This is a genomic window from Pseudomonas sp. CJQ_9 (assembly GCF_043106615.1).
GTDB classification, from domain to species: domain Bacteria; phylum Pseudomonadota; class Gammaproteobacteria; order Pseudomonadales; family Pseudomonadaceae; genus Aquipseudomonas; species Aquipseudomonas juntendi.
The window spans coordinates 63,928-84,965 of the sequence record NZ_JBICMS010000026.1 but is presented as its reverse complement, the minus strand read 5'-3'; the positions used below and the strand labels follow the sequence as shown (position 1 = coordinate 84,965).

Annotated in this window: 19 protein-coding genes; 9 read left to right on the top strand and 10 right to left on the bottom strand. The window is 63.7% G+C overall.

Annotated elements, in window-relative coordinates; all coding sequences use genetic code 11:
- Positions 1-152: 152 nt before the first annotated feature.
- The 3 genes from ACF8SD_RS04520 to ACF8SD_RS04510 are packed head-to-tail and all read left to right on the top strand — an operon-like array spanning position 153 to position 3,413.
- A complete protein-coding gene (locus ACF8SD_RS04520) occupies positions 153-1,679 on the top strand; it encodes a 3-hydroxyacyl-CoA dehydrogenase (protein ID WP_392483939.1) in 1,527 nt (508 codons plus the stop codon).
- A 9-nt stretch (positions 1,680-1,688) separates the two neighbouring features.
- Positions 1,689-2,468, top strand: a complete 780-nt coding sequence (locus tag ACF8SD_RS04515) for an enoyl-CoA hydratase-related protein (RefSeq protein ID WP_392483938.1) — start codon at positions 1,689-1,691, stop codon at positions 2,466-2,468.
- Between the two features lie 45 nt (positions 2,469-2,513).
- Positions 2,514-3,413: a 2-hydroxyacid dehydrogenase gene (locus ACF8SD_RS04510; RefSeq protein ID WP_392483937.1), complete on the top strand. Its 900-nt coding sequence runs from the start codon at positions 2,514-2,516 to the stop codon at positions 3,411-3,413.
- Between the two features lie 227 nt (positions 3,414-3,640).
- On the opposite strand, the gene ACF8SD_RS04505 is transcribed toward ACF8SD_RS04510, so the two are convergent.
- On the bottom strand, positions 3,641-4,681 hold the full coding sequence (locus ACF8SD_RS04505) for a zinc-dependent alcohol dehydrogenase family protein (RefSeq protein ID WP_173889299.1): 1,041 nt from the start codon (positions 4,679-4,681) through the stop codon (positions 3,641-3,643).
- A gap of 180 nt (positions 4,682-4,861) precedes the next feature.
- On the opposite strand from ACF8SD_RS04505, the gene ACF8SD_RS04500 reads away from it, so the two are divergent.
- Positions 4,862-5,344: an Lrp/AsnC family transcriptional regulator gene (locus tag ACF8SD_RS04500; RefSeq protein ID WP_173889300.1), complete on the top strand. Its 483-nt coding sequence runs from the start codon at positions 4,862-4,864 to the stop codon at positions 5,342-5,344.
- 252 nt (positions 5,345-5,596) lie between these two features.
- On the opposite strand, the gene ACF8SD_RS04495 is transcribed toward ACF8SD_RS04500, so the two are convergent.
- Together ACF8SD_RS04495 and ACF8SD_RS04490 are read right to left on the bottom strand one after the other, a co-directional pair.
- Positions 5,597-6,214, bottom strand: coding sequence for a dTMP kinase (locus ACF8SD_RS04495; protein ID WP_173889302.1), 618 nt, complete (start codon positions 6,212-6,214; stop codon positions 5,597-5,599).
- A gap of 135 nt (positions 6,215-6,349) precedes the next feature.
- On the bottom strand, positions 6,350-7,102 hold the full coding sequence (locus ACF8SD_RS04490; RefSeq protein WP_392483935.1) for an SDR family NAD(P)-dependent oxidoreductase: 753 nt from the start codon (positions 7,100-7,102) through the stop codon (positions 6,350-6,352).
- Positions 7,103-7,207: 105 nt separating this feature from the next.
- Between ACF8SD_RS04490 and ACF8SD_RS04485 the strand changes: the two genes are divergently transcribed.
- Positions 7,208-8,134, top strand: coding sequence for a LysR family transcriptional regulator (locus ACF8SD_RS04485; protein WP_173889306.1), 927 nt, complete (start codon positions 7,208-7,210; stop codon positions 8,132-8,134).
- Between the two features lie 135 nt (positions 8,135-8,269).
- Here the strand turns inward: ACF8SD_RS04485 and ACF8SD_RS04480 are convergent, their stop codons facing one another.
- Complete coding sequence (locus ACF8SD_RS04480) at positions 8,270-9,913, bottom strand: acetolactate synthase large subunit (protein WP_054881147.1); 1,644 nt, start codon at positions 9,911-9,913, stop codon at positions 8,270-8,272.
- A gap of 184 nt (positions 9,914-10,097) precedes the next feature.
- Between ACF8SD_RS04480 and ACF8SD_RS04475 the strand changes: the two genes are divergently transcribed.
- From ACF8SD_RS04475 to ACF8SD_RS04460, 4 genes are all read left to right on the top strand, one after another.
- Complete coding sequence (locus ACF8SD_RS04475; RefSeq protein ID WP_009682269.1) at positions 10,098-10,979, top strand: LysR family transcriptional regulator; 882 nt, start codon at positions 10,098-10,100, stop codon at positions 10,977-10,979.
- Between the two features lie 119 nt (positions 10,980-11,098).
- Complete coding sequence (locus ACF8SD_RS04470; RefSeq protein ID WP_173889308.1) at positions 11,099-12,283, top strand: MFS transporter; 1,185 nt, start codon at positions 11,099-11,101, stop codon at positions 12,281-12,283.
- A gap of 134 nt (positions 12,284-12,417) precedes the next feature.
- Positions 12,418-13,413, top strand: a complete 996-nt coding sequence (locus tag ACF8SD_RS04465) for an aldo/keto reductase (RefSeq protein WP_392483932.1) — start codon at positions 12,418-12,420, stop codon at positions 13,411-13,413.
- Positions 13,414-13,510: 97 nt separating this feature from the next.
- Positions 13,511-14,467, top strand: a complete 957-nt coding sequence (locus ACF8SD_RS04460) for an endonuclease (RefSeq protein ID WP_054913492.1) — start codon at positions 13,511-13,513, stop codon at positions 14,465-14,467.
- A gap of 15 nt (positions 14,468-14,482) precedes the next feature.
- On the opposite strand, the gene ACF8SD_RS04455 is transcribed toward ACF8SD_RS04460, so the two are convergent.
- The 6 genes from ACF8SD_RS04455 to ACF8SD_RS04430 form a co-directional block, all read right to left on the bottom strand.
- Positions 14,483-15,445 carry a 2-hydroxyacid dehydrogenase gene (locus ACF8SD_RS04455; RefSeq protein ID WP_392483930.1) on the bottom strand — a complete coding sequence of 321 codons (963 nt, stop codon included), beginning with the start codon at positions 15,443-15,445 and terminating at the stop codon, positions 14,483-14,485.
- An 11-nt stretch (positions 15,446-15,456) separates the two neighbouring features.
- Positions 15,457-16,749 (bottom strand): MFS transporter, encoded by a 1,293-nt coding sequence (locus ACF8SD_RS04450; protein ID WP_009682274.1) that lies wholly within the window; start codon positions 16,747-16,749, stop codon positions 15,457-15,459.
- Positions 16,750-16,807: 58 nt separating this feature from the next.
- Positions 16,808-17,758, bottom strand: a complete 951-nt coding sequence (locus ACF8SD_RS04445) for a sugar kinase (RefSeq protein ID WP_173889313.1) — start codon at positions 17,756-17,758, stop codon at positions 16,808-16,810.
- Positions 17,751-18,530 carry a sugar phosphate isomerase/epimerase gene (locus tag ACF8SD_RS04440; protein WP_173889315.1) on the bottom strand — a complete coding sequence of 260 codons (780 nt, stop codon included), beginning with the start codon at positions 18,528-18,530 and terminating at the stop codon, positions 17,751-17,753. Before ACF8SD_RS04440 ends, ACF8SD_RS04445 begins: the two co-directional genes overlap by 8 nt.
- 67 nt (positions 18,531-18,597) lie before the next feature.
- Positions 18,598-19,617 carry a LacI family DNA-binding transcriptional regulator gene (locus ACF8SD_RS04435; RefSeq protein ID WP_173889317.1) on the bottom strand — a complete coding sequence of 340 codons (1,020 nt, stop codon included), beginning with the start codon at positions 19,615-19,617 and terminating at the stop codon, positions 18,598-18,600.
- A 165-nt stretch (positions 19,618-19,782) separates the two neighbouring features.
- Positions 19,783-21,030: a cytochrome c gene (locus tag ACF8SD_RS04430; RefSeq protein ID WP_173889319.1), complete on the bottom strand. Its 1,248-nt coding sequence runs from the start codon at positions 21,028-21,030 to the stop codon at positions 19,783-19,785.
- Between the last annotated feature and the right edge of the window lie 8 nt (positions 21,031-21,038).

Genomic DNA, 21,038 nt, shown 5'->3' with positions numbered 1-21,038 from the left:
GCGCGGCGGCAGTATCGCATAAACCATAGGTTTGCATTATTAGCCTTTAAGGTCCATTGGTAGTTAATTCTATAGGTCATCCTATTGACCTTTAAGGCCTCGTGTACGTACAGTGTTGGCATCATTCGCACACTGTCACACGGGTATCAGGCATGAGCACCGCACTGAGCAAAACAGCCAGCATTGGCATCATAGGGGCAGGCACGATGGGTGCGGGCATCGTCGCCGTGGCCTTGCGAGCCGGGCATACCGTGTACTTGCACGACACGCGCCAGCAAGCGCTGACCCAGGGCGCCGAAAGCGTCACCGCCTCGCTGGATCGATGGGTCAAGCGCGGGCACCTGACTGCCCGGCAACGGGACGAATGCCTGGCCCGGCTGACCCTGGCAGCCGAGTTGAGCGAACTCTCGGCGTGCGCACTGGTGGTGGAAGCCATCATCGAAAACCTGGAAATCAAGCAACAACTGTTCAGCGCACTCGAAGCAGTGGTCGGCGAGCACACCATCCTCGCCAGCAACACCTCCTCCATTTCGATCACGGCGATCGCGGCAACCCTGCAAAGGCCGCAGCGCATGGTCGGCATGCATTTCTTCAACCCGGCAACGGTGCTGCCGCTGGTCGAGGTGGTCAAAGGCGAAGCCACCTGCACAACCGTGGTAGCCCAGGTCAGCGAACTGGCCACCCAGTGGGGCAAATGCCCAGTCGAGTGCAAGTCAACGCCAGGCTTCATCGTCAACCGCGTGGCCCGCCCGTTCTACGCCGAAGCCCTGCTGGGCCTGGAAGACCAGGTGGCGCCTGCTGCAGTGATCGATGCCGCGTTGCGCGATGCAGGCGGGTTTCGCATGGGGCCGCTGGAGCTGATGGACCTGATCGGCCACGACACCAATTTTGCGGTGACGCGAAGCATTTACGACGCCTTCTTCCAGGACCCTCGCTACCGCCCTTCGCTCACCCAGAAAGCACTGGTGGACGCAGGGTGGCTGGGCCGCAAGACCGGCCGCGGCTTCTACCGCTACGACCCGGGCTCGACGCCCGATGCCATCACCTATGAAGCCGCGTGCCCGCAACCAAAGCTGGTCCAGCAATTTGGCGATTTTCCTGGGGCGCAAACCGTTCGGCACGTGGCCGAGGAACATGGCTGCCACATCGAAAGGCACAACGGCGACGGCTACCTGATGGTAGACGGCGTGCAGCTACGCCCTTGCCTCGGGCTGACTGCCCTTGCGCTGGCGACCGCCCAGGAACTCGACCAGGTCGTGCTGTTCGACGCCTCTACCCACCTTGAAGCAGCCTCCCTGGTCGTGCTCAGCGGCGCCGACACCTGCAGGCGCGCCTCCCTGGATAGCGTGGTTGGCTTTTTCCAGGCGCTGGGCAAGCAGGTGGTCATCATCGACGACGTGGCGGGCATGCTCGTGACACGCACGCTGTGCATGCTTGCCAACGAAGCGGCGCAGGCCGTCAGCCAAGGCATCGCCACCGCGCAGGCGGTCGACCTTGCCATGCTCAAGGGGGTCAACTACCCGGTGGGCCCGCTGGCCTGGGCCGACGCGTTCGGCAACCACAACGTGGTCACCGTGCTGGACAACCTGGCCCGCGCCTGCCCCGATGGCCGCTACCGCGCCAATGCGCTGCTGCGCCGCAAGGCACTGACCAACACGCCCTGGAACCACGCTGAATAGAGCCCGAACATGCCTTCGACAAACCCCGTTCACCAGCAGATTCACACAGATGGCTACGCCATCATTACCCTCGACCGGCCAGAGCGTCGCAACGCCCTGAACCTGGAAATCAAACAGCTGCTGGCCGAGGCCGTAGAGGCACTGGCAGGCGACCCGCGCGTGCATGCCCTGGTGATCACCGGTGCAGGTGGCTATTTCGTCGCCGGCACAGATATCGCCGAGATGCGCGACATGACCCCCACTCAACACACGGCCCTGCAAACCGGACGCCTGTTCGAAGTCGTCGACCGCTGCGAAAAGCCGGTGATCGCCGCGATCGAGGGCTACGCCCTGGGTGGCGGCTGCGAGTTGGCCCTGGCCTGCGACATCATCATTGCCTCGCGCACGGCGCGCCTCGGCCAGCCGGAAATCAACGTTGGCATCATGCCAGGGGCAGGCGGCACCCAGCGCCTGCTGCGCACCATTGGCAAGTATCGCACGGCGTTGCTCACCCTCACAGGTGAACCCCTCAGCGCTGAACAGGCCTTCAATGCCGGCATGCTTTCCGAAGTGTGTGACGAAGGCGCTGCACTGCAGCGCGCATGTGCCATCGCCGCGCGTATCGCCGCTCAGCCGCCCTTGGCCGTGCGGGCGATCAAGGCACTGCTGGCCACCGGTGAGGACGCCCCCCTGCATAGCATGTTGAAGCTTGAAAGAAGCGCCTTCGTGCAACTGTTCGACAGCGAAGACCAGAAAGAAGGCATGACTGCCTTCCTGGAAAAACGCAAGCCAACCTATTGCGGGCACTGATGCCTGCTGCGGCAAGGCGAAACCCACCTGCAAGGACCATTGAACATGCCGACCATCGTCAATCTCGGGCCCATTCCCGACATGCTGGAGCGCCGCCTGCGGGCGCGCTTCGAGGTGTGCCCCATCGCGCAGGCCGAAGCGCCCGAGCAGATCGAAGTGGCCGTGACCACCAGCATGGTCGGCGCCAGTGCTCAGCAGATGGCCCAGTTGCCGCGTTTGCAGCTGATCCTGTGCAACGGTGCCGGCCTGGACCGTATCGACCTGGCTGAAGCGGCAGCACGGCACATCGAGGTGTTCAATACCGCCGACGCGGTTACCACAGACACCGCTGATTACGCCGTGGCTTTGCTGTATGCCGCCAAGCGCAGGGTTACCCAGGCGGATCGCTTCGTCCGGGCCGGCCAGTGGGGAAAGGAAGCCTTCACACCCACCCGCCGCGTCAGCGGCAGCAAAGTCGGCATTGTGGGGTTGGGCAAGATAGGCACGCTGGTGGCCCAGCGCATGCAGGGGCTGGGGCTTGAGGTGGGCTACCACACGCCCAGGCCAAAGCCGGCAGCCGGGCTTGCCTATTTCGATCACATCGAGCAACTGGCGGCCTGGTGTGATGTGCTGGTGCTGTGCTGCCCTGCAACCCCCGCCACCGACCGGCTGGTCGGTAGCCGGGTGCTGCAGGCGCTAGGCAGCACCGGCACGCTGATCAATATCTCGCGCGGCTCCGTGGTCGCGGAAGATGACCTGATCCAGGCGTTGGGCCAAGGCGTCATCGCAGCCGCGGCGCTGGATGTATTCGCCAGCGAGCCGGCAGTCGACAGCCGCCTCGCCACCCTGCCCAACGTCATTCTCTCCCCGCATGCGGCTGCCATTACCGTTGAAACCAGGGCCGAGATGGCAGCGCTGCTGTACCAGCGCGCTGCCGCTCACTTCCAGGCCGGGCTCACGGATTAGTGCACCGAACGGTCACGCCCATGTCAATGGGGCCCCATACGCCACCCAGCGGGATCACAAGCTCGGCACCTTTTTTTGACTCATTTTTCACAAGCGATGGGCGATCGTTGAGTCATCCCTACGTGTGATAGCAGTTCCCATTGGCCCGTCTAGCAGCGGGCTATCTTTTGTCCGCGATTTACGACCAGCGTCGGCAGTAGCCAATGCCAGCCACCGTTGCTGGCGCATCAGAACTCGGTGACCACGGTCACACCCGCGGTATCGAAGCGGTCCATGTTCATCAGCGCGTCGATGGACTGGGCCAGGCTGATGGTCTTGCCCACCAACTTTTCAGGGGCCAGCTTGCCCGAACTGATCATCTCGATCATGGCATCGTAGCGATGCGCTTGCATGCCATGGCTGCCGTAGATCTCCAGTTCATGGGCAATGACCTTGCTCATGGGGATCGCAGGCTGGGCGTGGTCTGCCAGCATCAGCCCGACCTGTACATGCCGGCCGCGACGGCGCAGGTTGTTGATGGAGTTGAAGCAAGTGGTCGGGTGGCCCAATGCGTCAAGCGACACATGTGCGCCGCCCCGGGTGATTTCCATCACCGCCTCCGTCACGTCCGCTACCTGACTGGCATTGATGGTTGCCACGGCGCCCAGTGCCCGCGCCAGTGCCAGCTTGTCATCCGCGATATCGATTGCGACCACATTGGCACCGATGGCCTGGGCGATCATCACCGCCGAAAGGCCCACGCCACCGCAGCCATGCACCGCGACCCACTGGCCTGCGCCGACCCTGCCCTGGTCCACCACCGCGCGGAATGAAGTGACGAAGCGGCAACCCAGACTGGCTGCAGTCGCATAGTCCATGGCTTCAGGCAGGGCGACCAGGTTCAGGTCCGCCTGATGGATACCCACGTACTCAGCGAAAGACCCCCAGTGGGTAAAACCGGGCTGGAACTGGGTGTGGCACACCTGCTGATTGCCACTGTGGCACTGCGCACAGGCGCCACAGCCGCCTACGAACGGAACGGTTACCCGGTCACCCACCTTCCACTGGGTCACATCGCCGCCTACGGCAGCGACCACGCCTGCCAGCTCATGGCCTGGAACGTGGGGCAGCTGTATGTCCGGATCGTGGCCTTTCCAACCATGCCAGTCGCTTCGGCACACGCCTGTGCCTTTGACTTCAATCACCACACCATGCCGCTCCGGGCTTGGATCGGCGATATTCATCAAACGCGGTGGCTGAGAAAAGGCTTCGTAGACGACAGCTTTCATGACTTTTACCCCTGCTGAAAACGGTTGGATGAGTCGTGGTTCCGGCAGCGCCCGAGCAGCGCCTTTCGGCGCCTATCAGTATGAAGAAACCGCCTGAAATTACCTTTCAGAGTTCGGTTGACATGGGTGCACAAGTGAAATAAACCTTCAAAAAGCTCATTGATTCTGAAGGATTTGCGCATGGCCGAGGCACTGGACAAAGTAGACATTGCAATAGCAGACAGGCTGCAACGTGACGGCAGGCTGTCGAACGTCAAGCTGGCCGAGCAGGTGTGCCTGAGTGAGGCATCATGCTGGAGGAAGCAGAAGCGGCTGGAAGCGAGCGGCGTGATAGAGGGCTACCAGGCCATACTCAACCGCAAGAAGCTGGGTTTGGGGGTGATGGCGTTCGTGCAGATTTCCTGCACCGACCACAGCGAAGAGGCGACTGCAAAGTTCGAAAAGATCATCGCGGCGGCTCCGCAGGTGCTGAGCTGCCACAACACCACGGGCGAAGCCGACTTCCTGCTTCAAGTTGTCGCTCGGGACCTGGACAGCTATAGCCGCTTCATCGACAAGGTGCTGCGCAAGCTGCCCGGCGTGGCAAGTATCAGGTCGAACCTGTCATTGCGCGAGATGAAAACAACCAACCAGTTCCCCGTGGCCGAACTCCTGAGCCTTTGAGCCGGGCTTGGGGCGCTGGCCGGCAGCGCTGGGCAACGCTGGTGGTCAGTCCTCCCGAATAGGCCGCTCCTGGCGTTCCTGACGCTCTTTCGCTTCGATGCACAGGGTGAGCCGCAAGCTCGGCACCGTGGAGGTCGGTGGGCGCTATACGTTCTTCTAGCGCCAAGCAGGCGTTCAGCGGGTGGTGCCAGCGGGCAGCCAAGTTGCACATCCGCCGCGAGCACGAGGCGCAGATACCGCCTCGGTGGACCCTTACACCTGCCGCAGCACTGCGTGTATTTCAGCCACTATCTGGCAGCTCGCCTGCTCGATGGTGCCTTCATTACGGCACAGCACCCAGCCCTGTTCGGCAACCGCACGTTCGAACGCCTCGGTGCAGGCTACCTGTTCATCCAGGGTGTGGATGACGGTACTGCGCAGCCCGCGGGTGCGCGCAGCCGCCCGGGCCCAGGAGGTTTCGGCGGCAGTGACCACGCCCACGTGCAGGTCAGGCACCTGCACGCCGCGCTCAAGGTTCAACTGCAGGATCTGCGCGAACGGCACGCTGCGGCGGAAGGCTGCGTCCGACGGGTACCAGCGATCGATCAGGATGATGCTGCCGGCCGGTTGCCGGGGCAGCACGTTTCGGGAAATCCAGGCACGGCTGTCGGCAAAGCGTTGGCAAACCTCATGCTCCAGCGTCAGGCAAGGGTTGCGAGCCAGCCTGTTGACCACGGCCATGGTATCGCCGCGGTAGGGATCGTTGTTTCTCTCGCACAGGCGGACCACCTTGTGCCCGCCCAGCCTGAGGGCTTGCGTAACGGCCTCCAGCAAGGTGGTCTTGCCGGTGCCTTTAGGGCCATCGAGAGAAACAAACAGCGGACGGTTCATCGTTCAAAACCCATAAGCGCAGGCGCGGGATGAGAGCATTGATCCCACCCCGCTTCAAGCGCTTCTGCTCAAGGAGTACATTTGTACTCCTCCGGAGACAGGCGGCCCATTCGCTAGCGCGAGGGTGCCCCCCCGTCAGATCTGCGCCTGCCCCCCATCGACGAACAACTCGGCGCCGTTGACGAAACTGGCTTCGTCACTGGCCAGGAACACTGCAGCGTTGGCAATTTCCACCGGTTCGCCGACCCGGCCCAGCGGTACCTGGGCGGCCAGGTAATCGAGCAGGCCCTGCTGTTGCTGGGCGTCCGGGCCAGCCAGCTCCACCAGGCCGGGCGTACGGGTGGCACCAGGGCTGAGCGTATTGACCCGTACCCCGCGGTCCTTCAGGTCGAGGATCCAGCTGCGGGCCAACGCGCGCACGGCGGCCTTGGAAGCGGAGTACACACTGAAGGCCGCCGTACCCGAGCTACCCGCGGTCGAGCCGGCCAGAATGACCGAGGCGTTGTGCGACAGCAGCGGCAATGCCTTTTGCACCGTGAACAACACGCCCTTCACATTGCGATCGAAGGTGTCGGCGTAGTGCGCTTCGGTGATTTCGCCCAGTGGCAGCATGCTGCCGCCGCCTGCATTGGCGAACAGGGCGTCGAGGCGCCCATGCTGCTGGCCGATCCGGGCATAGAGCTGGTCCAGCTGATCCAGGCGGGTGGAATCGACTGCCACCCCTGTCGCGTTGCCAATCAGCGCCACCGCCTTGTCCAGCTCTGCCTGGCGCCGCCCGGTGATGTAGACATGCGCGCCCTCCTCGGCGAAGCGTTTGGCGGTGGCCAGGCCGATGCCGGTGGTCCCTCCAGTGACCAGTGCGACTTTGCCTTCGAGTTTGTTGCTCATGGTGTTTCTCCCGTCAGTGTGGGTGAGTGACTGTGAGGAGAAGCGTATCGACCTGCAGGTAATTTCAAAATAGAATCATTTGAAAGTCATCATTGCAGAATTGAAATGGCAAGAATTCCGGATTTCGAAGGCTTGGCGATGTTCGCCAAAGTCGCAGAAGAAGGCTCCTACGCTGCGGCGTCCAGGGCCATGGGCGTGTCGGTGCCGACTGTTTCCCGGGCCGTGGCCCGCCTGGAGGAGCGCCTGGGTGGGCGCCTGTTCAACCGCACCTCACGCCAGCTGTCGGTGACCGAGTTTGGCCAGCGCATGGTGGACCAGGCCAGCGCGCTGTATCGCCAGGCCGAAGAGATGGAGAGCCAAGCGCTGGAACGGTCGGTGCAACCGCGCGGGCTGGTACGCCTGGCGATCCCCATGTCGTTCGGCCTGCGCTGGGTGGCACCGCTGTTGCCAGAATTGCTGGCACGTTACCCCGGCCTGGAGCTGGACCTGCATTTGTCCGACTCTACCGTAGACCTGGTGGCTGACGGCTTCGACGCGGCGTTGCGCATTGCCGCCCTGCCCGACTCTTCACTGGTGGCGCGGCATATCTGCGCAGTGACCCAGTACCTGGTGGCGGCACCCGGGTACCTCGCCAAGCATGGCCACCCTGCGCACCCGCGCGAACTGGCCGAGCATGCGTGCATGAGCTACGCCTACCGCGCCCGCAGCCAGGTGTGGCGTTTTACCCACGCCGATGGCACGCAACAGGATGTAACACCGCGAGGACCGTTGCGGGTCACCAACTCAGATGCACTGGTGGCGCCGTTGCTGGCAGGTGTCGCGCTTGCTGAACTGCCAGAGTTCATTGCGGCGCACTACCTGGCCGATGGTCGCCTGGAACGGGTATTGCCGGCATGGAGCATGACCCAGGGCGGCCTGTATTTCGTCACCCCTTCGGCGCGGAGTCGGCCACGCAAGGTGCAGGCATTGGCCGATTTCTTTGTCGAGCGCTTGTCCGCTGCTGCTTGGCGGGGCCCTCGGGCTGAGGGCTGAGCGCAGCGACCTGCCGGTGAAATGATTGGGGCCACCCTGCAGGCAGCCCCAAAGCGTCAGCTGGAGACTCAGGGCCGCATTGCGCTGGCCCTTTCACGGCGCCAGGACGCGCCCACCAAGGTGGGCTGCCCAGGCTCAGACCGCCAGCGCGCGCTCACGCAGCTCGCTATTGAGGATGCGGTCGTTTTCGCTGTAATCGACCGGGCAGTCGATCACGTGCACGCCTGGGGTCTTGATGCAGTGCTCCAGCAGCGGCAGCAGGCCGTCGGCGCTTTCCACGCGGTGACCATTGGCGCCGTAGGCTTCGGCATACTTGACGAAGTCCGGGTTGCCGTAGTCCAGGCCGAAATCGGTGAAGCCCATGTTGGCCTGCTTCCAGCGGATCATGCCGTAGCCGTCGTCACGCAGGATCACCACGGTGATGTGCATGCCCAGACGCACGGCGGTTTCCAGCTCCTGGCTGTTCATCATGAAGCCGCCGTCACCGCACACCGAAATCACCGGGCGATCCGGGTAGACCAGGTGTGCAGCCATGGCCGATGGCAAGCCGGCGCCCATGGTCGCCAGGGCGTTGTCCAGCAGCACGGTGTTCGGCTTGTGCGCCTTGTAGTTACGGGCGAACCAGATCTTGTAGATGCCGTTGTCCAGGGCCACGATGCCTTCGGACGGCAGCACGCGACGAATGTCGGCCACCAGGCGCTGTGGGTAGACCGGGAAGCGGTCATCGTCGGCACCTTCGGCGATCTGCGCTTCGTTGGCTTCACGAATCGCCATGAGGCGGGTGAAGTCCCAGTGCGAAGTGTCGCCCAGGCCTTCAGCGATCTGCCACACGGCGTTGGCGATGTCACCGATCACTTCAACCTGCGGGAAGTACACGGCATCGACTTCGGCGGAACGGAAGTTGATATGGATGACTTCGGTGCCGCCACGCACCATGAAGAACGGCGGCTTCTCGATCACATCGTGGCCGATGTTGACGATCAGGTCCGCCGCTTCGATCGCACGGTGCACGAAATCGCCGGACGACAGTGCGGCGTTGCCCAGGAAGCGCGGGCTGCGCTCGTCAACCACACCTTTACCCAGCTGGGTGGTGACGAATGGGATACCGGTATTATCGACCAGCTGCTTGAGGACCTTGGCGGTCATCTTGCGGTTGGCGCCGGCACCGATCACCAGGATAGGGCTACGTGCGGTGCGCAACTTCTCGATGGCAGCTTCGATGGCCACGTGCTCGGCCAGTGGGCGGCGGTGCAGGCTGCGCGGGATCGGCAGCGCGTCGGTCTGCTCGGCGGCGATGTCTTCCGGCAGCTCCAGGTGCACGGCACCCGGCTTTTCTTCTTCAGCCAGGCGGAAGGCTTCACGCATGCGCGAAGGGATGTTGTCGGCCGAAGCGAACTGGTGGGTGTACTTGGTGATGGGGTCCATCATGCCGCACACGTCGATGATCTGGAAGCGGCCCTGCTTGGACTTCTTGATCGGCTTCTGGCCGGTGATCATCATCATCGGCATGCCGCCCAGGTAGGCATAGGCGCTGGCCGTTACCAGGTTGGTGGCACCCGGGCCGAGGGTCGACAGGCTGACGCCGGTCTTGCCGGTCAGGCGACCGTAGGTAGCCGCCATGAAGCCTGCAGACTGCTCGTGACGGGTCAGTACCAGTTTGATCTTCGACTTGCGCAGGGATTCGAGCAGGTCGAGGTTTTCCTCACCAGGAATGCCGAATACATACTCGACACCTTCGTTTTCCAGACATTGCACAACGACATCGGCGGCCTTGGCCATTTAGGGTACTACCTCAAAATCTTTGGGGGATTGCAGCGAGATCGGCTGCGTGACTGAGATGTTGCAGGGGGTCTCAGTGGCGCGCATCGTAGGCCCTCTGGTTAATAATAATAAATATATTGTTATGATGCGTGGCATCACAGTTCGTTATAAATGCACTGACTAGGAAAGGTCTTACGCCCCAATGAACCTCAAGGCACTGCGTTGCTGCGTCGAAATCGTCCGCCAAGGCAGCTTCACCAAAGCAGCGCAACACCTGCACATTGCCCAGCCTGCGTTGAGCATGGCGGTTACCCGGCTGGAGGAAGAGCTGGGTGTGACCCTGTTTAACCGCACCACCCGCAAGGTGCTGCTCACGGCCGAAGGCGAGCAGTTTCTGCCACGCATTGCCTCGGCCCTGCGCGAAATGGATGTGGCCCGGCAGGAGCTGCGCGACATGGCTGACCTCAAGCGCGGCGAAGTGCGCCTGGGTATCCCGCCGATGTTCGGCCTGCACTACGTGCCAGGCTTGATGAACGCGTTCCGTCAGTCGTACCCCGGTATCGCCATGACCGTGTTCGAGGGCAGCGCCGCCGACATCGGCCAGCGCCTCGAACAACGGGAAATCGACCTGGCGTTGCTGGAATCGCGGCGCGTGCCGCAGGACAAGGAGTCGATCCTGCTGGGCAGCGACGAGATGCTGGCGTGCATGCACCCCGACCACCCCTATGCCGGCAAGGCATTTCTCACCGCCGAAGACTTGCGCAACACCGACATGGTGGTATTCGACCGGACGTTCGTGCAGCGCCACCTGCTGGACGCATTTTTCGCCGAACACGGTATTACCTACCAAGTGGCCCTGCAGAGCAATTTCGTCTCGCTGGTGGTGCAGGCAGCACTGGACAACATGGGCGTGGCCACCCTGCTGCGCTCGGTGCAGCAGCGTACACCGGGCATTGTCGGCGTGCCCTTCCGGCCAGCACAGCAGATGAGCTTCAGATTGTGCTGGCGTTCAGGGGAATACCTGTCGCTGGCCAGCAAACGCTTCATCGATTTCGCCGCGCAAACGCATTACCTGGAGCGCTGACCGGGGCCTGGCCCCTGATTTGAGCGGCGGCGTTGCCTCGACGTTACGCCCACCGATTGACTATCATCCCGCCTTGAACGTTTCAGCATGTTTCAATACAGGCCCAACAAGGGATTCAGATGTCAGTCCAGCAACTCCCCCCGTCGCCCAGCAAAAGCGCCGTCGCCAAGATGGAAGCCGCCATGGCGCTGGGCAGCTTCGCCATCGGTACCGGTGAATTTTCCATCATGGGCCTGATGCCCGACATTGCCAGCAACCTGCAGTTGAGCGAACCGCAAGTGGGCCACGCCATCAGTGCCTATGCACTGGGGGTCATGGTCGGTGCGCCGACCCTGGCGATTCTGGGCGCCAAACTGCTGCGCAAGCACATGCTGCTGCTGTTGATGCTGCTGTATGCGCTGGGCAACCTGGCCACCGCCCTCGCCCCGTCCTTCAGCGGCCTGGTGGCTTTCCGCTTCATCAGCGGCCTGCCCCACGGTGCCTATTTCGGCATCGCCGCGGTGGTGGCCTCGAGCATGGTTGCCAAGGACCAGCGTGCCGGGGCCGTGGCCCGGGTGATGCTGGGCCTGACGCTGGCCATGCTGCTAGGCAACCCTGTAGCCACCTTCCTCGGCCAGTACTTTGGCTGGCGCTCGGCCTTCGTGCTGGTCGGCGTGATCGCCCTGTGCACCATTGGCCTGGTCTGGCGCTTCGTGCCCCAGCCGCACGATGAGGTGCGCAGCGACCCACGCAAGGAACTGCGCGCCTTTGCCCTGCCGCAAGTGTGGATGGCACTGGGCATCGCGGCCATTGGCTTTGCCGGCATGTTCTGCGTATTCAGCTACCTGGCGCCGACCATGCTGCAAGTGACCCAGGTCGCGCCGCAGTGGATTCCGTTCGGCCTGGCGGCCTTCGGTGTGGGCGGTATCGTTGGCAACATTGCAGGCGGCAAGCTGTTCGACCGGTTGCAGTTCCGTGCGGTGGGCTTGGTGTTGGTATGGTCGATCGGCGTGCTGCTGTTCTTCACCGTCGCCGCGCAGGCGCTCTGGAGCCTGCTGCTGGGCATCGGCCTGGTGGGCACCATGATCGCCCTGGCGGCACCGTTGCAGATCCGCTTGATGGACATTGCCCATGAAGCGCCGAGCCTGGCCGCAGCGTCGAACCATGCCGCGTTCAACCTGGCCAATGCGCTGGGGCCTTGGTTGGGCGGTATGGCGATTACCGCCGGCATGGGCTGGACCAGCACCGGCTACATCGGCGCGGCTACCGCGCTGGTCGGGCTGGGTATCTATCTGGTCGCCCGGCGGATGCGTGGCGGTCATTGACCCGGCAGCGGCGCTGGGCAGGGGTAGGTTCACCGTCACACGGCGTTCGATGAACCTCCCCCCATTGCTCAACTCACTACCGTCAGCACCAGCCGCAGGCTGGGTTCATTCCTTCCCCTTCCAAGGAGATCACGATGCAGTACGTAAAGCTGGGTAGCACCGGCCTGGATATTTCCAGGCTGTGCCTGGGTTGCATGACGTTCGGCGAACCGGATGCCGGCACCCACCCCTGGACCTTGGGCGAAGAGGCCAGCCGGCCGATCATTCGCCATGCCGTCGAGCAAGGCATCAACTTCTTCGACACTGCCAACAGCTACTCTGCCGGCACGTCGGAAGTGATCGTCGGCAAACTGCTGAAGGCCTTCACGCGCCGTGAAGAAACGGTCATCGCCACCAAGGTGTTCTACCCACCGAACATGGGGCAAGGCACCCACCGGCCCAATGAACAGGGCTTGTCCCGCAAGGCGATCATGGCCAGCATCGACGCCAGCCTCGCGCGCCTGGGCACCGACTATGTGGACCTGTACCAGATTCACCGCTGGGACTACCACACGCCCATCGAGGAAACCATGGAAGCCCTGCACGACGTGGTCAAGGCTGGCAAGGCGCGCTATATCGGCGCTTCGTCGATGTATGCCTGGCAGTTCGCCAAGGCTCAGCAGGTGGCGGCCAGCAACGGCTGGAGCCGCTTCGTTTCGATGCAGAACCACCTCAACCTGCTGTACCGCGAAGAAGAACGCGAGATGATCCCGCTGTGCCTGGACCAAGGCGTGGGCTTGTTGCCCTGGAGCCCGATGGCCCGCGGCCGCCTCACCCGCCCCAACGGCCAGCAGACCGACCGCACCCGTAGCGATCTGTCCGGGCAGTCGTTCTATAAAGATACCGAGGTCGAAGATGGCCGGGTCATCGATGTAGTCGAGCAGATTGCCGGCGAACGGGGTGTGCCAATGGCCCAGGTCGCGCTGGCATGGGTGTTGGGCAAAAACGGCGTAAGCGCACCGATCGTCGGCGCCTCCAAACCCGCCCATCTGGATGATGCGCTGGCCGCGCTGTCGGTGCAGTTGAGCGCCGATGAAGTGGCACGGCTGCAGGCGCCGTATATCCCGCACGCGGTGGCAGGCTTCAAGTAGCGTGGGCCTTTGCCAGCTCGCCGGGTATGCCCGGCGTGCTGGCCAATGACGATGAAAGTATTACAATGCGCGTCCTCGCATTTGAATATTTTCTCTCATGAAATCACTGCTTTATGCCGTAACTCTACTGTTTTCCTTTAGCTTGCCCGCGTGGGCCACACCCCCTGCCACCTTCACCGAGGCCAAGGTCGTGGCCAAGCAGAAGGTGTACCTGGACCAAGCCAGCAGCGCCATGGGCGACTTGTATTGCGGCTGCAAATGGACCTGGGTCGGCAAGTCCGGTGGGCGGGTCGATGCGGCGTCGTGCGGCTATCAGACGCGCAAGCAGCAAAATCGCGCCGAGCGCACCGAATGGGAACACATCGTGCCGGCCTATACCTTCGGCAACCAGCGCCAATGCTGGAAGAACGGTGGGCGTGAGCATTGCGTGGACAGCGACCCGGTGTTCCGCGCCATGGAGGCCGACCTGTTCAACCTGTACCCAGCCGTGGGTGAGGTCAATGGCGACCGCAGCAATTTCAACTATGGCATGGTCAGCGGCAACGCCGGCGAATACGGCCAGTGCACCACCAAGGTGGATTTCGCCCAGCGTGCCGCCGAGCCCCGTGACGAAGTCAAAGGCCTGGTGGCGCGTACCACGTTCTACATGTACGACCGCTATCGCTTGAACATGTCGCGCCAGCAGCAACAAGTGCTGATGGCCTGGGACAAGCAGTACCCGGTGTCAGCGTGGGAAAAGGAGCGCGACCGCCGCATCGCCGCGATCATGGGGCATGCCAACCCTTTCGTCAGCGGCCAGCGCAAGTGGACGGCTGATTACAAACCCAGCGGGGTTGGCGTGGCGCAAGCGGCGCCCGCCCAGGCACCAGGCAAGCCGGGCCAGGCCAATGCGGGGGCGCCGGGCTCGGTGCTGGGCAACCGCAACAGCCACGTCTACCACCTGGCAGTGGGTTGCCCCGGCTACACCCAGGTAGCGGCCAAGAACCAGGTCAGCTTCGCCAATGAAGGTGAGGCGCAGGCGGCAGGTTACCGCAAGGCCGGTAACTGCCGCTGACGGCGCCGCCTGTGATCAGCCGTTGACCAGGTTCGCAGGCCGCTCCCCCGCCAGCGCGCTGAGCAGGTTGTCCACTGCACAGCGCGCCATGGCCTGACGAGTCTCTTGTGTCGCAGAACCGATGTGCGGGGTTGCCACCACGTTGTCCAGCTGCAGCAGTGGCGAGTCAACCGCCAACGGCTCCTGCACGAACACATCCAGCCCTGCACCACGGATACGCCTGGCGCGCAACGCGTCGATCAGCGCAGCCTCGTCTACCACCCGCCCGCGGGAAATGTTCACCAGAATCGCCTCGGGCTTCATCAACCCCAGCTCACGCGCACCGATCAGCCCTTCAGTACTGGCACTGAGCGGCACCGTCAGGCAGACGAAGTCCGCTTGCTGCAATAGCGCGTCCATGCTGCACCGGCGCGCAGCATGGCGTGCTTCTACTTCCGGCTTGGCGCGCTGGCTGTGGTACAGCACGCGCATGCCAAAGCCTGCGGCAGCACGCCGGGCCAACGCTTCGCCAATACGGCCCATGCCGACGATGCCCAGCGTTTTGCCATGCACATCACAGCCAAAATGCGCCGGCCCCAGGTTGGCCTGCCAATGGCCTTCACGCACCCAGTTGGCCAGCTCCACCACCCGCCTGGCGGTCGCCAGGATCAGGGCGAAACCGGTGTCCGCCGTGGTTTCGGTCAGCACGTCCGGGGTATTGGTCAGCATCACGCCACGGCGGCTGAGCTGCGCAACGTCGTAGTTGTCCACCCCGACCGAAACGCTGGACACAACCTCCAGCTGCGGCGCCAGATCGAGCAGGCTGGCGTCCAGGCGCAGGCTGGCGCCCAGCAACCCGTGCGCCCCTGGCAAGGCATCGCGCAGGCGCGCCAGGCCATCGGGCTGGGCAATGTCCACCCAGGTCACGTCCACCTGGGCGTGCAGGCGCGCCATCAGGTCATCGGAAAGGCGCTTGTACAAGACGATTCGTTTTTTCATTGCAGTCATTCCTAAGGGTTCAGCGCCAGGCGCGTGCCATTGCGTTTGGCCCGGCCGGAGGTCTGGGAGGTATTGAGGGCGGCCGTCAGCGCCACGGCAGTCAGCAGCGCACCGCACATGAACAGGTACGAGGCGCCAGGCCCACCCGTGGCGCCATTGAGGTAGCCCACCAGCCAGGAGCCGCCGAAAGAGCCCAGCGCCCCCATGCTGTTGATCAGCGCCATGGCACCCCCGGCGACATTGGCCGGCAGTATCTCGGGCACGATGGCGAAGAACGGGCCATAGGGTGCGTACATGCAGGCGCCAGCGACCACCAGCAGCGCGTACGACCACCAGAAGTGATCGGTGCCCAGGGCATAAGAGCCATAGAACGCCACGGCGGCGATCAGCAGCGGCGGCCACACGAAGCGCTTGCGCTTTTGCACGCGGTCAGACGCCCAGGACACGCCCACCATGGCCACAACCGCCGCCAGGTAGGGCACCGAGGCCAGCCAGCCGGCCTGCACAATGTCGACGTTGGCCGCCTGCTTGAGGATCGACGGCAACCACAGCACGAAGCCGTACACGCCAATGCTCCAGCAGAAGTACTGCAGCGCCAGGATGATCACCTGCGGCGAGCGGAATGCCTCGCGGTAGTTCTTGACCGGCTTGATGCCCTGTTGCTCGGCCGCCAGCGCCTGTTGCAGGTCTGCTTTTTCCTGGGCGCTCAGCCAGCTGACCTGGGCTGGGCGGTCATCCACCAGGCGCCACCAGAAGAACGCCCAGATCACCGCCGGCAGGCCCTCGATGATGAACATCCAGCGCCAGTCGTAATGCTTGATCAGGTAACCCGACACCACCGACATCCACAGGATGGTGACCGGGTTACCGAGCATCAGGAAGGTGTTGGCGCGGGAGCGCTCGGCACGGGTGAACCAGTGGCACAAGTACACCAGCATGGCGGGCATCACTGCGGCCTCGACCACGCCCAGCAGGAAGCGGATGCCGATCAGCATGTAGACATTGCTGACCATCCCGGTAAGCGTGGCCAAACCGCCCCAGAGGATCAGGCAGACGAATATCAGCTTCTTCACGCTGCGTTTTTCAGCGTAGATGGCCCCAGGTACCTGGAAGAAGAAGTAGCCAAGGAAGAACAACGCCCCCAGCAAGGACGACAGCACGGGCGTGATGTGCAGGTCTTCGGCCATGCCCGAGGCGGCGGCGAAGCCGTAGTTGGCGCGGTCCAGATAAGCCAGGCTGTAGGTGAAGAACACGATCGGGATGATGTACCACCAGCGACGCGGTGCCAGTTTTTGGCTTTGCATGGTCTTTGACTCCTGAGCTTGTTGTTTTTGTGGCAACAGGTGATTCCGGTTAGAGCATTCAGGCACTTCTGCGCAGGTCGTAGGCCTCCAGTTCGTGACGCAGCGGCAGCCCTTCCATGTCGCCGCGCGATTGCACGGCGCGGCTGCCGCACCAGTTGCCACGCGCCACCGCCTCTGCCACTGGGCGCCCCTCGAGCAGCGCGCTGAGCACGCCCACGGCAAACGCATCACCGGCGCCGACGGTGTCCACGACTCGGCTGACGGCTACAGGGGCGACCTGGCCCTCACCTTTGCCACTACGCCAGTAGGCCCCGGCGTCGCCCAGCTTGATCACCACCAGTTCCACGCCTTGGTCGAGGTAGAACGCTGCGATATCGGCGGGGCTGTGCTGGCCCGTCAGCAGGCGGCCCTCTTCCAGGCCAGGCAAGACCCAGTCGGCTTTGCTCGCCAGGGCATTGATTTCGCGCACCATGCTGGCCTGGTCCGGCCATAGCGAGGGCCGCAGGTTGGGGTCGAACGAGATGCTGCGCCCGGCTGCACGCATGGCGTCGAGCAGCCCGTGCGACAGTGCCCGGCAGCTTTCCGACAGCGCCGGCGGGATGCCCGTGGCATGCAGGTGGCGCGCTTGGAGCAAGCCAGGTTGCAGCAGCGCAGGCGACAGCCGGCTGGCTGCCGAACCCCGGCGGAAGTACTCGACCGCGGGGTCGCTGCCATCATCGCAACGGGCCTTGAGCTGGAAGCCGGTGGCGCAGTGGCCATCTATTTCAACCGCCGAACAGTCCAGCCCTTCACGGCGCAGGCTGTCGAGCACGAAGCGCCCCAGTGAGTCGTCACCTACCCGGCTCAGCCAGCGCACCTTGAAGCCCAGCCGCGCAAGGCCGATGGCCACGTTACTGTCCGCGCCGGCGATACGCTTGCCGAACTGCCCGACACTGGCCAGGTCGCCGCAGTGCTCGGCGACGAACATGGCCATGGTTTCGCCAAAGCACAGCACGTCATGCTCATGCATGGGCCACCTCCTGGTCAGCACCCAGCAGCGACAGGCTGTGCACCTGGGCCCTGGTCAGCGCCAACAGGTCGTCGCCGACCAGGGGATACTCGACGGCGCGTACCACCCCAGGGGCGAATTCGGCCAGTTGCTCGGCCCAGGCGCGCAGGTCTGGTGCTTGCGGCGGTACGGCGACCAGGCGGCCGTCGGCACGGCGCTGTACGCCCTTGCAATGCACATAGCGCACCCACCGACCAAGTTGGCGGGCAGCGTGCAACGCCACCTCGCCCTGCCAGTGCCAATTACCGATATCGAACGTCATGCCCAGGTTCAGGCCGTATGCATCGGCCTGCTCGAAGAAGCGCTGCAGGGGCTCGATTCTGCCGCCTTGCAGGGTCTGGTCGTTTTCCACCAACAGCAACGGCCCCTGCGCGGGCAGCAGCGCCGCCAAGGCCGAAAGGTCGCAGTGTTCATTGAAATGGCCCAGGGAAACCTTAAGCGCCACCGCGCCCAGCGCCCGCGCGGTGTCCAGTTTGTGCACCAGCGATGGGTCGGGTACGCCCTGCGCCGTCCACAGCTCCAGCGGGGTCGAATAAAGGCATTCCATGCCCAACCCGGCAATCACGGCGCCCAGTGCCGCGGCATCGGGTGCACTGGCGAACAATTCTTCACGCAACTCCACCCGGCTGACGCCTGCGGCGGCCAAAATGTCAAGAAACTGCTCCTGGCCACGTTGCCGGACAAAGTCGGCGCCATAGCTGGAGAGGCTGATGGAAACGGGGTTCGGGTACATTGTTTTTATCCTTTTGAAACCGGTTTCATTTTTATCCGGCAGCGTCAGGCACAAGGCCTGCCGTTGCTTACTGTGGTTGGGTCGAGCCGCGGATGATCAGGCTGGCCTTGAATTCGATGCGCCGTGCCGCTGCACCATCGCCACGAAGCCGGCCGAGCAGGCTTTCAAAGGCTGCTACGCCGATGCGTTCGGTAGGCTGGGCCAATGCCGTGATGCCAGTGCCGACCAGGGGGTACCAGTCAAGATCGTCGAGTGCGACCAGGCCGACATCGGCAAACAGATTGCACCCGGCGTCATGCAGGGCCCGGGTCACGGCCAGCGTGGCAACACCGTTACAGGTAAAAATGGCCTGCGGGCCATGACCCCGGTCAGCCAGGAAGGCGGCCAACCGCCCTGCCAGGCCAGCGCCGGTTTCCAGCACCTGCTGGCGCATGCCTGGGCGGCGGCTGACCGAGGCCCCGAAGGCCTGCACCCGCTCCAGGCGCGAGCTGGTGCCATCGAGCGGCTCGCTGACCGCCAGGATATCCCGGTAGCCGCGTGCCTGCAGGTGGTCCAGGGCCTGCTCGACGGCGTCGGCATTATCCAGGCCGACCAGGTCGGCATTCAGTTCAGGGAGTTGACGGTCGACCAGCACCATGGGCAGGTCGCGCTGGAGGTTGAGCAGTTCGCCCGGGTGGTGCCCCAGCGTGTTCACGATCAGGCCTTCGACGTTGTAGCTCTGCAGGGCGACCAGGTGGTGGCGCTCTTGGTCGTCGTCACGGTTGGTGTTGCACACAACCAGGCTGTAGCCATGCTGGCGGCAGGCGGTTTCCACGCCATGCATCACGGCTACGGAATAGGGGTTGAGAATATCGGCAACCAACATACCGATCAGGCGCGTCTGCCCGCGCTTGAGGCCACGGGCCATTTGGTTGGGGCGGTAGCCAAGGCGTTCGATGACCTCGGCCAGGCGCTTGGCGGTGGCGTCGGCCAACAACTGGCGATCACCACCGATGTAGCGCGAGACGGTGGCTTTGGAAACGCCCGCGACACGCGCGACTTCGCTGATGGTGACCCGTTCGCGGGCATGGGCAGGCGCGTCGGTCATGGCTGTCCTTATGATTATTAGGTGGACGATGAAACCGGTTTCAATACACCAAAACTTGGTGCTTTCGTCAATATGCCGTTGGTCGGCCGAAGCGATCGGGCTGGCCAGCCGGGCAAGGCCAGGTTCGGCGACACAATGCCCTCGCCGAACCTGAGGCAATCCCTCTCAGCGCAATGCCTTCACATCCCCCGCGGTAACCGCCCCTGCCTGGTTACCCCAGCTGGTCCTGATGAAGTTCACCACCTCGGCAACTTCCTGGTCGCTCAGGCGCCAGCCAAACGCTGGCATGGTGAAGTTCGACGGTGCGGTGTGCGTCGCCGGCACCGTACCGCCTGCCAGCACCACATGGATCAGCGAGGTGGCGTCCGCCGTCTGCACCACCGGGTTGCCGGCCAGGGCCGGGAACACACGGGTGTAGCCCTGGCCATCGGTTCGGTGGCAAGCCGCACAGTTGTCGATGTACACCGCGGCGCCAGGTTTGCTGTCGTCACCGCGCCAGAGAGCGTCGGCCACCTGCTTGTCGTAGACATGCGGCTGGTCGTTCGGGTCGCTGGGCGGCAGGGTCTTCAGGTAACGGGCAATCGCCGTCAGGTCGGCATCGGTCATGTACTGCATGCTGTGCTCGACCACGTCGCTCATGCCGCCGAACACCGCACTGCGGTCACTGCGCCCGGTCTTGAGAAACTGCACCAGCTCGGCTTCGCTCCAACTGCCCAGGCCGTCCTTGTGATCGCCCCGCAGGTTCTTGGCGATCCAGCCCTCCAGCGGCGCGCTGCCGGCAAGGAACTGTTTGCCCTCGGCCGGGTTCAGCGCCTTTTCCTGCATGGTCAGCGCCCGCGGGGTGTGGCAGGCACCACAATGCCCCAGGCCTTCGACCAGGTACGCGCCACGGTCGACCACCGGGTCAGCCGCTGCCGAGGCTTGCCAGGGCGTTGCCGCAGGCGCGAACAGGCCACGCCAGATTGCCAACGGCCAGCGCATGCTCAGCGGCCAGGGAATATCGGTGGCCTGGTTAGGCTGCTCCACCGGCTCGACACCCTTCATGAAATAGGCGTACAGCGCCTGCATGTCCTGCTCGGTGATCCGCGCGTACGAAGGGTATGGCATGGCCGGGTACAGGGTGCTGCCGTCCTTGCCGATGCCTTTGCGTACAGCCTGGTCGAAGTCTTCGAAGCTGTAATGGCCAATGCCACTGGCGGACGGGGTGATATTGGTGGAGTACACCGTGCCGATAGGTGTTTGCATCGGCAGGCCGCCGGCGAAGGGCTTGCCCCCCTTGGCGGTGTGGCAGGCCACACAGTCACCGGCGCGGGCCAAATATTCACCCTGGCGCACCTGCGCATCTTCAGCGGCAACGGCCTGGCCAGCCACGCCGGCGCCCAGCAGCAGGGTTGCGATCAACATTGTTTTCATGCTCATCG

Coding starts and splice junctions, on each gene's coding strand:
- ACF8SD_RS04520 (WP_392483939.1), top strand. CDS start 153: ATGAGCACCGCACTGAGCAAAACAGCCAGCATTGGCATCATAGGGGCA.
- ACF8SD_RS04515 (WP_392483938.1), top strand. CDS start 1,689: ATGCCTTCGACAAACCCCGTTCACCAGCAGATTCACACAGATGGCTAC.
- ACF8SD_RS04510 (WP_392483937.1), top strand. CDS start 2,514: ATGCCGACCATCGTCAATCTCGGGCCCATTCCCGACATGCTGGAGCGC.
- ACF8SD_RS04505 (WP_173889299.1), bottom strand. CDS start 4,681: ATGAAAGCTGTCGTCTACGAAGCCTTTTCTCAGCCACCGCGTTTGATG.
- ACF8SD_RS04500 (WP_173889300.1), top strand. CDS start 4,862: ATGGCCGAGGCACTGGACAAAGTAGACATTGCAATAGCAGACAGGCTG.
- ACF8SD_RS04495 (WP_173889302.1), bottom strand. CDS start 6,214: ATGAACCGTCCGCTGTTTGTTTCTCTCGATGGCCCTAAAGGCACCGGC.
- ACF8SD_RS04490 (WP_392483935.1), bottom strand. CDS start 7,102: ATGAGCAACAAACTCGAAGGCAAAGTCGCACTGGTCACTGGAGGGACC.
- ACF8SD_RS04485 (WP_173889306.1), top strand. CDS start 7,208: ATGGCAAGAATTCCGGATTTCGAAGGCTTGGCGATGTTCGCCAAAGTC.
- ACF8SD_RS04480 (WP_054881147.1), bottom strand. CDS start 9,913: ATGGCCAAGGCCGCCGATGTCGTTGTGCAATGTCTGGAAAACGAAGGT.
- ACF8SD_RS04475 (WP_009682269.1), top strand. CDS start 10,098: ATGAACCTCAAGGCACTGCGTTGCTGCGTCGAAATCGTCCGCCAAGGC.
- ACF8SD_RS04470 (WP_173889308.1), top strand. CDS start 11,099: ATGTCAGTCCAGCAACTCCCCCCGTCGCCCAGCAAAAGCGCCGTCGCC.
- ACF8SD_RS04465 (WP_392483932.1), top strand. CDS start 12,418: ATGCAGTACGTAAAGCTGGGTAGCACCGGCCTGGATATTTCCAGGCTG.
- ACF8SD_RS04460 (WP_054913492.1), top strand. CDS start 13,511: ATGAAATCACTGCTTTATGCCGTAACTCTACTGTTTTCCTTTAGCTTG.
- ACF8SD_RS04455 (WP_392483930.1), bottom strand. CDS start 15,445: ATGAAAAAACGAATCGTCTTGTACAAGCGCCTTTCCGATGACCTGATG.
- ACF8SD_RS04450 (WP_009682274.1), bottom strand. CDS start 16,749: ATGCAAAGCCAAAAACTGGCACCGCGTCGCTGGTGGTACATCATCCCG.
- ACF8SD_RS04445 (WP_173889313.1), bottom strand. CDS start 17,758: ATGCATGAGCATGACGTGCTGTGCTTTGGCGAAACCATGGCCATGTTC.
- ACF8SD_RS04440 (WP_173889315.1), bottom strand. CDS start 18,530: ATGTACCCGAACCCCGTTTCCATCAGCCTCTCCAGCTATGGCGCCGAC.
- ACF8SD_RS04435 (WP_173889317.1), bottom strand. CDS start 19,617: ATGACCGACGCGCCTGCCCATGCCCGCGAACGGGTCACCATCAGCGAA.
- ACF8SD_RS04430 (WP_173889319.1), bottom strand. CDS start 21,030: ATGAAAACAATGTTGATCGCAACCCTGCTGCTGGGCGCCGGCGTGGCT.